The sequence below is a fragment of the Serratia sp. YWN4 genome, from assembly GCF_055790845.1.
In genome coordinates this window covers 2645166-2660718 of the sequence record NZ_CM147696.1, presented here as the reverse complement: position 1 = coordinate 2660718, position 15553 = coordinate 2645166, and the positions used below count along the sequence as shown (strand labels likewise).

Annotated in this window: 13 protein-coding genes; 5 read left to right on the top strand and 8 right to left on the bottom strand. The window is 55.8% G+C overall.

Going from position 1 to position 15553, the window contains the following annotated elements:
• Positions 1 to 117: 117 nt before the first annotated feature.
• Positions 118 to 1149, bottom strand: coding sequence for a Mal regulon transcriptional regulator MalI (locus ACX9GT_RS12705; RefSeq protein ID WP_473191388.1), 1032 nt, complete (start codon positions 1147 to 1149; stop codon positions 118 to 120).
• Positions 1150 to 1359: 210 nt separating this feature from the next.
• Between ACX9GT_RS12705 and malX the strand changes: the two genes are divergently transcribed.
• The 3 genes from malX to add all read left to right on the top strand — a co-directional run bounded on the left by malX (position 1360) and on the right by add (position 5306).
• A complete protein-coding gene (gene malX, locus ACX9GT_RS12700) occupies positions 1360 to 2943 on the top strand; it encodes a maltose/glucose-specific PTS transporter subunit IIBC (protein WP_473191387.1) in 1584 nt (527 codons plus the stop codon).
• A gap of 46 nt (positions 2944 to 2989) precedes the next feature.
• Entirely contained in the window at positions 2990 to 4171 is a 1182-nt protein-coding gene (locus tag ACX9GT_RS12695) for a MalY/PatB family protein (protein ID WP_473191386.1), read from the top strand.
• A 136-nt stretch (positions 4172 to 4307) separates the two neighbouring features.
• Positions 4308 to 5306, top strand: coding sequence for an adenosine deaminase (add, locus tag ACX9GT_RS12690; protein ID WP_473191385.1), 999 nt, complete (start codon positions 4308 to 4310; stop codon positions 5304 to 5306).
• Between the two features lie 50 nt (positions 5307 to 5356).
• Here the strand turns inward: add and ACX9GT_RS12685 are convergent, their stop codons facing one another.
• The 7 genes from ACX9GT_RS12685 to ACX9GT_RS12655 form a co-directional block, all read right to left on the bottom strand.
• Positions 5357 to 5677, bottom strand: a complete 321-nt coding sequence (locus ACX9GT_RS12685; protein ID WP_473191384.1) for an NIPSNAP family protein — start codon at positions 5675 to 5677, stop codon at positions 5357 to 5359.
• A gap of 126 nt (positions 5678 to 5803) precedes the next feature.
• Positions 5804 to 6256, bottom strand: a complete 453-nt coding sequence (locus ACX9GT_RS12680) for a GNAT family N-acetyltransferase (protein WP_473191383.1) — start codon at positions 6254 to 6256, stop codon at positions 5804 to 5806.
• Between the two features lie 14 nt (positions 6257 to 6270).
• On the bottom strand, positions 6271 to 7311 hold the full coding sequence (locus ACX9GT_RS12675; protein WP_473191382.1) for an oxidoreductase: 1041 nt from the start codon (positions 7309 to 7311) through the stop codon (positions 6271 to 6273).
• 79 nt (positions 7312 to 7390) lie between these two features.
• Positions 7391 to 8308: an arabinose operon transcriptional regulator AraC gene (araC, locus tag ACX9GT_RS12670; protein ID WP_473191381.1), complete on the bottom strand. Its 918-nt coding sequence runs from the start codon at positions 8306 to 8308 to the stop codon at positions 7391 to 7393.
• 92 nt (positions 8309 to 8400) lie between these two features.
• The gene (gene araH, locus ACX9GT_RS12665) at positions 8401 to 9384 is read right to left on the bottom strand and encodes an L-arabinose ABC transporter permease AraH (RefSeq protein WP_473191380.1); all 984 of its coding nucleotides are present in this window, start codon (positions 9382 to 9384) and stop codon (positions 8401 to 8403) included.
• 17 nt (positions 9385 to 9401) lie between these two features.
• Positions 9402 to 10925: an L-arabinose ABC transporter ATP-binding protein AraG gene (gene araG, locus ACX9GT_RS12660; protein ID WP_473191379.1), complete on the bottom strand. Its 1524-nt coding sequence runs from the start codon at positions 10923 to 10925 to the stop codon at positions 9402 to 9404.
• 58 nt (positions 10926 to 10983) lie between these two features.
• Positions 10984 to 11967, bottom strand: coding sequence for an arabinose ABC transporter substrate-binding protein (locus ACX9GT_RS12655; RefSeq protein ID WP_473191378.1), 984 nt, complete (start codon positions 11965 to 11967; stop codon positions 10984 to 10986).
• Between the two features lie 358 nt (positions 11968 to 12325).
• On the opposite strand from ACX9GT_RS12655, the gene ACX9GT_RS12650 reads away from it, so the two are divergent.
• Positions 12326 to 13999 carry a ribulokinase gene (locus ACX9GT_RS12650; RefSeq protein WP_473191377.1) on the top strand — a complete coding sequence of 558 codons (1674 nt, stop codon included), beginning with the start codon at positions 12326 to 12328 and terminating at the stop codon, positions 13997 to 13999.
• A gap of 30 nt (positions 14000 to 14029) precedes the next feature.
• Positions 14030 to 15535 (top strand): L-arabinose isomerase, encoded by a 1506-nt coding sequence (gene araA, locus ACX9GT_RS12645; protein WP_473191376.1) that lies wholly within the window; start codon positions 14030 to 14032, stop codon positions 15533 to 15535.
• The last annotated feature ends 18 nt before the right edge of the window (positions 15536 to 15553 follow it).

Sequence of the window (15553 nt, the reverse complement as noted above, 5' to 3'; positions counted from 1 at the left end):
CTTATCGAAATGTAAAGAAAATAGACAAGGCGGTAAAATAATAGACATGGGATATGTCGGATAAGCACAGCCAGAAGACTGCAAATGAAATCAGTTTAAGGTTTTACCAGCAGCACATCACGCCGAGCCCCGTTTGATCAGCGTGGGTTGCAGGATCACGCTCTGTGGCGGTAAGCCGTTATCGCCAATGCGTTGCAGCAACCGTGCAGCGGCGCTGCGCCCGACCTCACGGGCGGAACTGGAGATAAAAGTGAGCGGCGGTTCGGTCAGTTCGGCTTCCGGCACATCGCCAAAACCGATCAGCGCCACCTGTTGGCCGTAGAAACTGTCCATCCCTTCCGAACCAATGCTGCGGCCGCTGCGCACAATGCCGAAGTAGGCCCCCAGAGCCACCGACGCTTTATGGCACACCAGCGCGCTGATATTGGGATATTGGCGCAGCAGATTCTCTGCTGCTTCCGCCGCCGAACGCTGATGGCAATCGCACTCGACGATCCACTCAGAACGGAACGGCAGGCCGTATTGCACCAGCGTGGCACAGAAACCGCCCAAGCGTTCAGCACGCGTCAGGGAATCACTTTGCCCGCCAAGATAGGCGATCTGGCTGTGGCCGCGTTTGATCAAGAATTCGGTGGCCATCTTCGCCGCCTGCATGTTATCCGGCCGCACCACGTCAACGCCTTCCAGACCATTAGAGCGCGCCGCACAGACCAACGGCACGCCCTGCTCTTCGGCCTTCTCTTTCAGGCCGCTGGCTGAACGCACGCCGCCTGCCAGCACCATCCCATCAACGCCTTGTGCCAACAGGGTATCGAAACAGCGCATCAGCCCTTTACCTTCGCGCCCGCTTTGCGTCAGGAACAGCACTTTGCCGTTGGCTTCCAGCACTTCACTCAGCCCGGCGGTCATTTCGGCATAAAATGGCTCGCAGATATCACGCAGAATCAAGCCAATCACCCCCGATTCCCCACCACGCAGCGTGGCCGCCTGGCGGTTACGCACATAGCCAAGCTGCTCGATCGCCTGATTCACACGGTTCATGGTCGCAGAAGAAATACGCCCCTTGCCGCTCAGCACCAAAGAGACGGTGGTCACGGATACACCGGCCAATTGTGCAACGTCGGTGATGGTGATCTTTTTGATAGTCATAGCCTCTGCAAAACAATTATCTGGCGACAAAGGGTATACCGAATCATTCTCTTCGGTAAAACGTTTTACTGGTCTTGCCATTGTCACCGCAAAGCATGGTGCATAATTGTGATTAGCGGCGCATTTTTGCTAGGTAAAACGTTTTATCTTATTTTTACCTAAACTGGGTATACACAACATTGCATGCTTTTTCGCCAGGAGTCGTCGGTTATGCCAGCGTCCAAAAAACAAAAAATTACGCTTTGGGAGTTTTTCCAAAGCCTGGGCAAGACATTTATGCTGCCCGTCGCGCTACTTTCCTTCTGCGGCATCATGCTGGGGATCGGCAGTTCATTAAGCAGCCGTGACGTTATCACCCTGCTGCCATTTATTGGCCATCCGATCTTCCAGTTGATCTTCACCTGGATGAGCAAGATCGGTTCGTTCGCCTTCAGCTTCCTGCCGGTGATGTTCGCCATTGCCATCCCACTGGGCATGGCGCGCGAGAACAAAGGCGTGGCCGCGTTCTCTGGTTTTGTCGGTTTTGCGGTACTGAATCTGGCCACCAACTTCTACCTGACGACCGTTGGCATCCTGCCCTCCAGCGATCCGCTGGTGCTGAAAGCCAACAACATTCAAAACATCCTGGGGATCCAGTCGATCGACACCGGGATCCTCGGCGCGGTGATCGTCGGCATCATCGTTTATCTGCTGCATGAGCGTTACAACACCATCCGCCTGCCGGATGCGCTGGCGTTCTTCGGCGGTACCCGCTTTGTGCCGATCGTCACTACCGTGGTGCTGGGCCTGTGCGGCCTGGTGATCCCGCTGATCTGGCCGTGGTTTGCCGCCGGTATCAACGGCTTGGGGCGGATGATCAACGGGGCCGGTGTGTTCGGGCCGATGATTTTCGGCTCTGGCGAACGTTTACTGCTGCCATTTGGTTTGCACCACATTCTGGTGGCACTGATCCGCTTTACCGAAGCGGGTGGGACGCTGGATGTCTGTGGCCGCGAAGTCAGCGGTGCGCTGACCATCTTCCAGGCGCAGCTCTCTTGCCCAACCACCCAAGGCTTTGCTGAAAGCGCTACCCGCTTCCTGTCGCAGGGTAAAATGCCCGCCTTCCTCGGCGGCCTGCCTGGTGCTGCATTGGCAATGTACCACTGTGCCAAACCAGAGAATCGTCATAAAATTAAGGGCCTGCTGATTTCTGGCGTAGTGGCCTGTGTGGTAGGCGGCACGACTGAGCCGATCGAGTTCCTGTTCCTGTTCGTCGCCCCGTTCCTGTACCTGATCCACGCCGTTCTCACCGGCTTGGGCTTCACCGTGATGGCTGTGCTGGGCGTCACCATCGGCAATACCGACGGTAACGTCATTGACTTCGTGGTGTTCGGCATCCTGCACGGTACCGCCACCAAGTGGTATCTGGTGCCGATCGTCGCAGCCATCTGGTTCGCCACCTACTACGCCATTTTCCGCTTCTCCATCCAGCGCTTTAACATCAAAACGCCGGGCCGTGAGGCTGAAACCACCGCTACCCAAAGCGCTCCCGTTGGCGCAGTCGGCAAATCCGGTTATAACGTTCCGGCGATCCTCGCCGCGCTGGGCGGCAAAGAGAATATCGTGTCGCTGGATAACTGCATTACCCGCCTGCGTATGTCGGTCAACGACATGAGCAAAGTGGATGATGCCGCGCTGAAAGCCAACCGTGCCATCGGCGTGGTTCATCTCAATGAGCATAATCTGCAGGTGGTGATTGGCCCGCAGGTACAATCGGTGAAAGATGAATTAGACTCACTGATAGCCACAGCTTAATTCCCTCTCCGGGCGCAGCCTGCTGCGCCCCAATCCGGAGCTACACATGTTTGATTTTTCCACCCCGGTCGATCGTCACGGTACCTGGTGTACCCAGTGGGATTACATTGCTGACCGGTTTGGTTCAGCCGATCTGCTGCCTTTCACCATCTCCGATATGGATTTCGCCACCGCCCCCTGCATTCTCGACGCCCTGCAACAGCGCTTACAGCATGGCGTGCTGGGCTACAGCCGTTGGCAGCACGAAGACTTTCTCGGTGCAGTGCGACATTGGTATCAGCAACGTTTTAACGCGCCTATCGATACCTCGATGGCGGTTTATGGCCCCTCGGTGATTTACATGGTGGCGCAGTTGATTCGCCTGTGGTCGGCACCGGGCGAATTCGTGGTCACCCACACCCCCGCCTATGATGCGTTTTACAAAGTGATCCTCGGTAATCAGCGCCAGTTGCTGCCATGCCCGCTGCATAAAGTGGATAACGACTGGCAGTGCGATATGGCGCATCTGGAAGCCTTGCTGGCACGCCCACAGACCAAAATTCTGCTGCTGTGCAGCCCGCAGAACCCAACGGGCAAAGTGTGGAGCCAGCAGGAACTGGAACAGATGGCCGAACTGTGTGAACGCCACGATGTGAAGGTGATCAGCGACGAAATCCATATGGACATGACCTGGGGCGCACAGCGCCACACGCCGTGGAGCCAGGTGGCCACTTCGCCATGGGCGTTGCTGACTTCTGGTTCCAAGACGTTCAACATTCCAGCACTGACCGGCGCTTACGGCTTTATCAGCGACGATAGCTCGCGAGAAAGTTATACCCAGGCACTGAAAAGCCGCGACGGGCTCTCTTCTCCGGCCGTGCTGGCGGTCGCCGCCCACATTGCCGCCTATCGTCATGGTGAGCCCTGGCTGGATGCGTTGCGCGACTATCTGCAAGATAACCTCACCTACGTTGCCGAGCGGCTCAATCAGGCCTTCCCGCAGTTGAACTGGCAACCTCCGCAGGCCACTTATCTGGCGTGGATCGATTTGCGCCCGTTGGGCATTGACGATCGCCAGTTGCAGCAGGTGCTGATCGAGCGCGAAAAAGTCGCCATCATGCCGGGCTTTACCTATGGTGAAGAAGGCCGTGGTTTCCTGCGTTTGAACGTGGGTTGTCCGCGCAGCAAAGTAGAAGCCGGGATGGATAAGCTGATCGCTGGGCTGACGTTTGTGTTGGAAAATCAATAATCGAGTTTAGGCAGGCATTAAACCTGCCTATTTTTGTGATTAAAATCACTTTTTAATGCAACGTGATGGCAATTTTCATTGTGTTGTTTTTATACTGATACGCACTTTATCGATAACAACATAACGAGTGCCTACCATGATCGATCCCAACCTGCCGCTTACCGACATTCACCGCCACCTTGATGGCAACATCCGTGCGCAAACCATTCTCGATTTGGGCCACCAGTTTAATCTCGCTTTACCCGCCAATGACTTGGCAGCGCTGCGCCCGCATGTGCAAATCACCCATGCCGAACCTGATCTGATGAGCTTCCTGCAAAAACTGGACTGGGGCGTGGCGGTACTGGGCGATCTGGATGCCTGCCGCCGTGTGGCGTATGAAAACGTAGAAGATGCGGCCAATGCCGGGCTGCACTATGCAGAGTTGCGCTTCTCGCCCTATTACATGGCGCGAAAACACCACCTGCCGGTGGCTGGTGTGGTTGAAGCGGTGATCGAGGGTATCCGCTCCGGCTGCCGCGATCACCGCATGGATGTACGCCTGATTGGCATCCTGAGCCGCACTTTTGGCGCAGAAGCCTGCCTGCAAGAGTTAGAAGGGTTATTGGCTCATCGTGACGCGGTCACGGCATTAGATCTGGCTGGCGATGAACTGAGCTTTCCGGGCGACCTGTTCCTCAGCCACTTCAAGCGCGCCCGTGACGCTGGCCTGCGCATTACCGTACATGCAGGCGAAGCCGCCGGGCCGGAAAGCATCTGGCAGGCGATCCGTGAATTAGGTGCAGAACGTATCGGCCACGGTGTTAAAGCGGTACAAGATCCGGCCCTGATGGATTTCCTGGCTGAGCACGGTATTGGCATCGAATCTTGCCTGACCTCGAACATCCAGACCAGCACCGTGCCTTCGCTGGCTCAGCATCCCCTGGCAACCTTCCTGCGCCACGGCGTATTGGCCTCCATCAACACCGACGATCCGGCGGTTCAGGGCATCGAGATTGAGCATGAATACCGCGTGGCTGCGCCACAGGCCGGGTTAACGCCGCAGGAAATCCGCACCGCGCAAGAAAACGGCCTGAAAATGGCGTTCCTCAGTGAAGCAGAAAAACAGGCGTTGCGTAAAAAGGTTCAGGGCTGAAGATAGACGATGATTGGAGGTAGATTCCCCACCTCCTTTTGGCTAATCACTCACATTGTGCTGCCAGCCTTACGCCAAGGCAGCACCACGCGGTGGCTTTCTTCAATCAGCGCAATAATCTCGGCCCGTGGGCCTTCGAGCCAGGCGTTGCTGTGATAGAAATGGTGCAGTACCTGCTCCATTTCATCGACCCCATCAAACAAGCGCATCAGATAATAGGCGTCTGGCGCATGCAGTGAAATGCCGTACTCCAATACCACCAAGCCGGATTGCTTATGCAATGGCACGCTGCGATCTTGCATGATGGTGTGAAAACGTTCGCCTGAGCCCGCTTTCAGTCGGTATTGCAAAATTTCAACTACTTGGGTCATAGCTTGTTCCGTCATCTTATTTAGCCACTACGGCAGCCTTCTATTATTAATCAGTTTGCGGTGTGGCAAACACCCCATTTACCACTCAAGAACACTTTCAATTGAATTAATATCTATAATTTTAATTTATTGATTTATATCATTTATTTTCTTAACAAATTTAACCAGCCCATTAGGCTGTCTATTGCTTTCCGTCCAACCAATATGGCGGTAGAAGCCGTTAGCTCGTACTTGGATATTGCTGTCAGTTTCGAGCCAGATTTGATTACACCCCATATCAATGAGCCATTTTTCTGCTCCATTCATTAAATTACGCCCGATACCTTGTCTTTCAAAATCTGGCTCTACAAATAAAGCAAAAATTGTCGCATTATCGGCATCAACCATAGCAAAGGCTCTGATCACACCATCAATTTCAGCCACCCATCCTCGGCCTTTACCAGATAACATTTTTGGCAATGATTCTGGTGTTATGCCGTACTCTGCCAAACTAGCCATAGTGGCTTTATTTTCATTGACACTGATACGGACACGAAATAATTCTGCGACATCTGTAATGTCTGCAATTCTTATCAGCATGGAGGTTCTCTATATCAAACGACCGGCAGCGCTTTTTGCTGTTTGGCGGATTCGATGCCCAGCTCGATCATTTCCATCACGCTGATCGCCTCGCTGGCCGGTACAGGATTGTTGCCTTCGCCGTTGATCGCATCACGGATCGCGGCGTAATAGGCCGGATAGTTGCCCGGAATGGTTAATAAAGGCTTTTCAATCAGCGCCCCATCACGTGACAACGTCACCACACCGTCGCGCATATCGTAGCCCCAATCCTCCTGTGGCAAACGTTCCCCGGCCTTCAGGCGGTCTTCCTGCGGATCCAGGCCAAACTTGACGAAGCTGCCTTGCGTGCCATGCACGATATAGCGCGCGGATGCGGCGGGTGCCAGCACCGTGCTGTGCAACACCACGCGGCGCTTGCCGTAATTCAGCACCGCATGGAAGTAATCCACCGACTGTGAACCTGGGCGCAACTCGCCGAGATCGACAAACAACGTTTCCGGCTTGCCGAACAGTTGCAATGTCTGATCGATAAGATGTGGGCCCAGGTCATACCAGATACCGCTGCCCGCTCCAGCCTGTTCCCGCCAGCGCTGGCGGATTTCCGGGCGGAAGCGATCGAAGTGGGATTCGAAGTACACCACCTCCCCGAGTGAGCCTTCTTTTAATAACGCTTTTAACGTCAGAAAATCGCTGTCCCAGCGGCGGTTGTGGAATACCGAAAGCAGCAGACCCGTCTGCTCTGCCTGCTGTTGCAGTTGCTGCGCCTGTGACAATGTCACGGTAAAGGGTTTATCGACCACCACATGTTTGCCAGCGGCCATCGCCTGCTGTGCCAAGGGGAAGTGCGTATCGTTCGGGGTTGGGATGACGATCAGGTCAATGGACGGATCGTTAAACAGCGCCTGCGGGTCGTTCACCACCTGCATCAGCGGCCAGTCGGCATGCACTTTAGCGGCGTCGCTGCTGGAAACGGCAGCCAGCTCCATACCCAGCGTCCCCAAGATCAGCGGGGCATGAAATGTTTTACTGGCGTAGCCGTAACCAACCAGCCCAACGCGGATTTTTTCAGCCATGGTGTTCCTCTCATACGCAAACATCGATAAGGTCGATTTGACACCATGGCGCTGGCGGTCACAAGCAGTAAATTTTGCCTTAACTGGAGGCGGCCGCTAAAGCACGATCGCGAAAGCCGTTCGCCGGATAATTGATTTCCAGGCTGCGGCGGCGAAAATCGCTTGGGCTGACGCCGACGCGCTTGCGGAATACCCGCGAGAAATAGAGCTGATCGTCATACCCCACCACACGGCCGATGGTGGCGATCGATTCCTGCGTGGTCTGCAACAACAACTTGGCGCGGATCACCCGCTGGTCTTCGCGCCAGCGCAGAATATTGATCCCCACCTGCTCACGGAACAGGTGCGCCAGGCGCGAAGGCGACAGGCAAACGTGGCGCGCCACTTCATCAATGCGCAACTCACCGGCCAGATTACCGGTAATAAACTGGCAGGCCTCGATCACCCTTGGATCCATGATTTTCTGCGGGCTAAGAGGATCTTCCTCCATCGCCCGCAGCAGCAGGCGCTCAAGCAGGTTCATGCCCATTTCTTCGGCGAAGCGGCGGCCAGAACGCTGAGTTTGTTCAATATTGGCAAACAGCCGGTCAAACTCCAGCAGCAGATTGTTGTTGGGCAGCGTTAAACGGCCTACTTCATGGGTTTTGCTGTGCCATTCCAACCAGTCGGCCCAGTAAGCACGCGGGCGGAAATAGACCCAGCGGTGATACCAGCAGTCGCTTTCTGGCGAGCGGCCATAGTAATGCGCCGCCTTGGGCGGAAACAGCAACAAATCACCCGGATTGCAGTAAAAAGTATCTTCGCCGTCAAAGACTTTGCCTTGGCCTTTGATGGTCAGATTGAGGATATAACCCTTCATGCCGCCAGGGCGATCGATAAAGAAATCCAGCGGCCCGTCGGCCATGATCGGCGTCAGCCCGGCAACCAGATAGGCGTTAAAGGTGTAACCCGGCAATAGCGGATTCGGTTGAGGTTCCTGAACTATGCGATGGTACATTTGACCTCCGAAAGTATCGTGCCTATATCCCCTCACCCTAACCCTCTCCCACAAGGAGAGGGAACTGAGCGTGCACAGAACTGCGCCGCACCTCACACCGTGCGCTTGGCTTTCTGTTTGTAGCGGTCAAAAATCACCGCCGCCAGCAGGATCACGCCGCGCACCACATATTGCGAGAACGGCGAGATATTCAGCAGGTTCATAGCGTTTTCAACCGTTCCCAGGATCAGCACCCCGGCGATCACATAGGAAATCTTGCCGATCCCGCCTTTGAGCGATACCCCGCCCAGCACGCAGGCTGAAATCACGATCAGCTCATAGCCGATCGAGGTCATCGGTTGGCCGCTGGTCATGCGCGAAGCCAGAATAATGCCCGCAGCGGCCGACACCAACCCGGAAAGCACAAAGATAATGATCTTGGTACGCACCACCGGCACCCCAGCCAAGCGAGCTGCTTCTTCGTTACCGCCAATCGCCAGCGTATTGCGGCCAAAAGTGGTTTTGTTCAGCAGAAAGCCAAACAGGATCAGGCAGACCACGGTGAGCCAGATCGGCGCTGGCAGCCCCAGCCAGTTGGTGTTGCCCAGCATAAAGAAGCGTTCGTCTTCGATCCCCACCGCTTTACCGTCGGAAATAATATAGGCCAGCCCACGGAAGATCTGCATGGTGGCCAGCGTGGTGATCAGGGCGTTGATTTTCAGCCGGGCGATCACAAAACCGTTGATCAGCCCGGAGAGCACGCCCAGCAATAACCCTGCCGTTACGCCGATCCACAGGCTTTCAGTCATATTGATCACCACCGCAGCGGTCACACCGGCGCAGGCGATCACCGAGGCGACCGACAGATCAAAGTCACCGGAGGCCAGGCAGAACAGCATGCCACAGGCCACCATACCGGACATGGAGATCGCCAGGCCCAGGCCTTTCATATTGATAAAGCTGCCGAAGTTCGGCACAAACACCGCACAGGCAATGAACAGCACGGCAAACACCACCAGCATGCCGTAGCTGTCCCAGATCCGCGCCAGCCCTTGGCCGCTGCGGTTTTTTACAGATTCGGTCGTCATGGTCGACATCTCTTTCTCCTTCACAATCAGGCCACCGCCGCAGCGATATTAGGGGTGCTCAGCATCGCCAGGCTGAGGGCGTGTTCCTCAGTGGCATCTTCATGGCTTAACTCACCGGAAATGGCCCCTTCACGCATCACGATGATGCGATCCGCCAGCCCCAGCACTTCAGGTAAATCGCTGGAAGCAAACAGCACGGCAATCCCCTGCTGCGCCAACTGATAGATCACATGGTAAATCTCATGTTTTGCCCCAACGTCAATACCGCGCGTTGGCTCATCCAGCAGGATCACCTTCATCTCCTCCGACAACCAACGGCCAAGGATCGCCTTCTGCTGGTTGCCACCGGAAAGATTCATAATCAGCTGTTCGGCACTCGGCGTTTTAATATTGAGCGCACGGATGTGGTGATCGGCGTTGCTGGTTTCCCAGGCGTTATTGATCAGGCAACCGGCCTTGATGCTTTTGCGGCGCGCGCTGATGTTGATATTGTCACGCACCGAATGCACCGGAATGATGCCGTCGACCTTGCGATCTTCCGGGCACAGCATGATCCCGGCACGGATGGCATCGATCGGGGAGCGGATCGTCAGCGTTTGCCCATCCAGCGTCAAGCGGCCCGCGCTGACCGCTGTGGCACCGAAAATCCCCTTCATCAGTTCACTGCGCCCGGCACCCACCAAGCCAAACAGGCCAACAATCTCCCCGGCACGCACGCTAAGATCGATCGGGGTTTTCACCCCCATCGCTTTGAAGCCTTCGAGCTGTAAGCGTATCGCACCCAATTCGCGCGGCTGATAGCCATAAACGTCGCCGAGATCGCGCCCGACCATCGCCTGCACCAGTTGAGCGTTGTTCACCTGCTGCATATCGCTGAACGTGCGCACATAGCGGCCATCTTTAAACACGGTGATCGCATCGCTAAGGGCAAAAATCTCCTCCATGCGGTGCGAAACATACAGGATCACCCGCCCTTCGGCGCGCAGTTCGCGGATCACCCGGAACAGTTGCTCAATCTCACGCGCAGACAGCGAACTGGTGGGTTCGTCAAAGGCGATCACTTTGGCATTGCGCGCCAGTGCTTTGGCGATCTCCACCATCTGCCACTGGCCGATCGACAGGTACTTCAGCGGCGTATCCGGGTCGATATCCAAGCCAAGATGTTCCAGTTGCAGCCCGGCTTCGTAGCACAACAGTTTGCGATCCACCAGCCCGAATTTGGTCGGCAGTTGGCCAAGATAGATGTTCTCGGCCACCGTCATTTCCGGCACCAAGTGCAGTTCCTGATAGATAATCGCCACACCGGCGTTCAACGCTTCGGTGGTATTACTGAACTGAACCGGCTGGCCGTTGAGAATGATTTCACCCTGGCTCGGGGCGTAATTACCGCTGAGAATTTTCAGCAGCGTGGATTTGCCCGCGCCGTTTTCTCCCATCAAGGCGTGGATCTGCCCGGCCTGACAGCTAAAGCTGATGTCATCCAGTGCTTTTACGCCGGGGAAACTTTTACCGATGCCTTTGAAAGCCAGATAGGGCGTTACGGCGGTCATAATGCTTTCCTCATGGTGTTGACACAAAGCCGCCTGCACGTTGCAGGCGGCACAACAATTACATCAGGCCTTTTTTCTGTAGTTCGGCTTTAAAGTTGTCGCGGGTAATCAGCACTACGTCGGTCACTTCGGTGAATTTCTGTGGTTCCACACCTTTTTCTACCCAGTCATGCAGCATCTGGATGCTCTTGTAACCGTGGATATCCGGGCTTGGTAACAGGGAGCCGTAGAAACCGGTCGCCTGTGCTTTCGAAAGTTCGCTCACCGCATCAACACCGTTGATGCCGATGCCAATCACGTTCGGTGCTTTAAAGCCCTGGCCTTCGGTGGCGCGCACGCCGCCCAGCACGGTGTTGTCGTTCATGCCGACGATCAGCCAGTTTTTCACTTCAGGATGCTGCACCAGCATTGAGTTGGCAGCATCGAATGCCCCAGGGATATCGTTGGATTTGGTGGGCACTTTATAGATCTGCTGTTCTGGGAAGCCCGCGGTTTTCAGTGCCGCCATGGAGCCACCGGTGCGGCGGCGGGCGGTATCCAGTTCATCGGCGGTGATCGCCATTACGCCGGTTTCGGCCACTTTCCAGCCGCGTTTGTTCATCTCGCCCCACAGCTCCTGGCCCTGACGCTCGCCGATTTTGGTCGCCGCCATCATCACCAGCGGCACGCTGTCCATCGGTGCGCCTTTGGCGGTGACGAACTGATCGTCAACGGCAATTACTTTCAGATCGTAACTGCGCGCCTTGGCCACAATCGCCGAGCCGAGTTTCGGGTCTGGCGTGCAGATCACAAAGCCTTTCGCGCCGCTGGCCGCCAGGCTGTCGATGGCGTTCAGGGTTTTCTCACCGTCCGGCACGGCGATTTTGATCACTTCAAATCCGAGATCTTTACCGGCCTTATCGGCAAATTTCCATTCGGTCTGGAACCAGGGTTCCTCTGGCTGTTTAACTAAAAAGCCCAGCTTCATGGTCTCAGCGATAGCCGAATGTGACATAACCGCCGTCAAACCGATTACCGCCAGTGCCTTAGTGAATTTATGCATGATGCTCTCCGCTGTGTTGTTTTCTACAACATTGAAACTGGCTTGCTGTGAAAACGTTATCATTAGGGTGTGTATCACGGCGTAGCGCTTATTGCGCGCCATCTTCCGATCTCAACAGTAAGACGAGATCAGTTTTAACGGGTATTTGTTACTCAAATGTAGAGCGCTATCACATCCAGGAATAACAGCAGACACCTCCATATATTCAGCAAATTTGGCCAGTCGATAACTTTTGACTCCCATCACAAAATCACTGTAGGAAGCAGAAAAGTGCATACTTCCAGCTAACCGCTCCTCACCTGCCTGCCGCCAGCGCTCCTATCGTTAACCACTGTCTAACAACTAAGGAGTCAGCATCATGACGGCAGGCGCGATCGCCCTAGGGCTGGACTTCGGCAGCGATTCAGTACGGGTACTGGCTGTCGAGTGTCATAACGGCAATGAACTGGATACCGAGGTGGTCTACTACCCTCGCTGGCAACGTGGTGAATTCTGCTGCGCTGCGGAAAACCAGTTCCGCCACCATCCGCTTGACTATATCGAAGCCATGGAACAAGCGATTGTTGCCGTGGTGCAGCGCATGAGCCCGGCACAGCGGCAAGCGGTGATCGGCATTGGCGTCGACTCCACCGGTTCCACCCCCGCACCGATCGATGAAAACGGCGATGTGCTGGCGCTGCGCCCGGAATTCGCCAACAACCCCAACGCCATGTTCGTGTTATGGAAAGATCACACCGCGATTGAAGAAGCCGATGCCATTAACCAACTGTGCCGCAGCGGCGACTTCCCTGACTATTCACGTTATATCGGCGGCGTTTATTCCTCTGAGTGGTTCTGGGCCAAGATCCTGCATGTTTCACGTCAGGACGCCGCCGTTCGTCAAGCCGCAGTCTCTTGGGTTGAGCTGTGTGATTGGGTGCCAGCACTGCTTTCTGGCACCACCGCACCGCAGCAACTGAAGCGCGGCCGCTGCAGCGTAGGGCATAAAACCCTGTGGCACCCGGATTGGGGTGGCTTGCCGCCAAAAGCGTTCTTTGCGGCGCTGGATCCGCTGCTGGTGAACGATCTGCCCTATCCGCTGTTTACCGACTCTTATACCGCCGATCTGCCCGTGGGTACGCTCACCAAAGACTGGGCGCAGCGCTTGGGGCTATCTGAAAACGTGGTGCTTTCCGGCGGGGCTTTTGACTGCCATATGGGCGCGGTCGGTGCCGGTGCCCAGCCTTATACGCTGGTGAAAGTGATTGGCACCTCCACCTGCGACATCCTGATTGCCGATCGCCAGCGGGTGGGCGATCGCGCCATCGGTGGTATCTGCGGCCAGGTAGATGGCAGCGTGGTGCCGCAGACCATCGGCATGGAAGCTGGGCAGTCCGCCTTTGGCGATATGTATGCCTGGTTCAGCCAACTGCTCAGTTGGCCGCTGCGCGAAGCCGCCAAGGATCAGCCGCAGTTGCAGGCCCAACTGCAACAGATTGAAAACGGTATGTTGGCGGCTTTGACCGCCGCCTGGGCGAAAAACCCGTCTCTCGACCACTTGCCAGTGGTGCTGGACTGGTTTAACGGCCGCCGCACGCCGTATGCCAACCAGCGCCTCAAAGGGGTGATCACCGATCTGAATCTCGGCACCGATGCCCCAACCCTGTTTGGCGGCTTTATCGCCGCCACGGCGTTTGGTGCCCGCGCCATCATGGAATGTTTTGAACAGCAGGATATTCCCGTCGATAACGTGCTGGCATTGGGTGGCATTGCGCGTAAATCGCCGGTGATTATGCAGGTTTGTGCCGACGTGATGAATCGCCCGTTGCAGATCGTCGCTTCCGATCAGTGCTGCGCGTTGGGGGCTGCGATCTTCGCCGCCGTTGCCGCCCAGCACTTCAGCGATGTCCCGCAGGCACAACAGAAAATGGCTTGCAGCATCGAACGCACCTTACAGCCCGACTCACAGCGCGCGGCACGTTATCAGCAACTGTATGAGCGTTATCAGCAGTGGTGCCAAGCCGCTGAGCCGCGCTACGCCGCACAGCATTAATACACCTAACCCTATTATCAGGAGTCTTTGATGGACGTCTTTAAGCAGCGTGAAGTCTGGTTCGTGATCGGCAGCCAGCATCTGTATGGCCCGAAAACCTTGCAACAAGTGAAAGAAAACGCCGAGCAGGTGGTCAACAGCCTGAATCGCGAAGCGGGCTTGCCGGTAAAACTGGTGCTGAAACCCTTGGTTACCACTCCGGATGAAATCACCGCCGTCTGTCGTGATGCCAACTATCACCAGGATTGCATCGGTATCCTCACCTGGCTGCATACCTTCTCACCGGCCAAAATGTGGATTGCCGGGCTGTCGATCCTGCATAAGCCGCTATTGCAGTTCCATACCCAGTTCAACGCTGAAATTCCGTGGAACAGCATGGATATGGACTTTATGAACCTGAACCAGACCGCCCACGGTGGCCGTGAGTTCGGATTTATCGGCGCACGCATGCGCCAGCAGCACAGCGTGATCGCCGGTCATTGGCAGGATCCCGCCGCGCATCAGCGCATCGCCCAGTGGATGCGCGTGGCAACCGCCAAGCAGGAGAGCCAGCAGCTGAAAGTGGCGCGCTTTGGCGACAACATGCGCGAAGTGGCGGTGACTGATGGCGACAAAGTGGGCGCACAGATCCAGTTCGGTTATTCGGTTAATGCCTATGGCATCGGTGATTTGGTCAGCGTGATCAACGAAGTCAGCAAAGGCGAAGTCGATACGCTGATCGAAGAGTACGAAGCCAGCTATGAACTGACCGAGGTGGTAAAAAGCCATGAGGCGAAACGTGAAAACCTGCTTGACGCCGCCCGTATCGAACTGGGGATGAAACGCTTTTTGGAACAGGGTAAGTTCCACGCGTTTACCACCAATTTTGAAAACTTGCACGGCATGAAACAGTTACCGGGGCTGGCGGTGCAGCGCCTGATGCAGCAAGGCTACGGCTTTGGCGCCGAGGGCGACTGGAAAACCGCTGCCCTGCTGCGCATTCTGAAGGTGATGGGTTCTGGGTTGAACGGCGGCACCTCGTTTATGGAGGATTACACCTACAACTTCCAACCGGATAACAATCTGGTGGTTGGCTCACATATGCTGGAAGTTTGCCCGTCGATCGCCAAAGAGAAAAAACCGTTGCTGGATATTCAGCATCTGGGCATCGGTGGCAAAGCCGATCCGGCACGCCTGATTTTCTCCACCCCGGCAGGCCCGGCGGTGAATGCCAGCCTGATCGATATGGGCGATCGTTTCCGCCTGCTGGTGAATCAGGTCGATGCGATTGAGCAACCGCACCCCATGCCGAAACTGCCGGTGGCCCGCGCCATCTGGCGGGCGCAGCCAACGCTGGCTACGGCAGCAGAAGCCTGGATCCTGGGCGGTGGTGCGCACCATACGGTGTTCTCGCAGGCGCTTAATGCCGATTATCTGCGCCTGTATGCCGAGATGCATAACATCGAGTTCCTGCTGATTGATCATGCCACCACCCTACCGGCCTTCAAGAACGAGATCCGCTGGAATGAAGTCTATTACCAACTGAATCGCCGTTAACTCTGCCACAAAACTGCA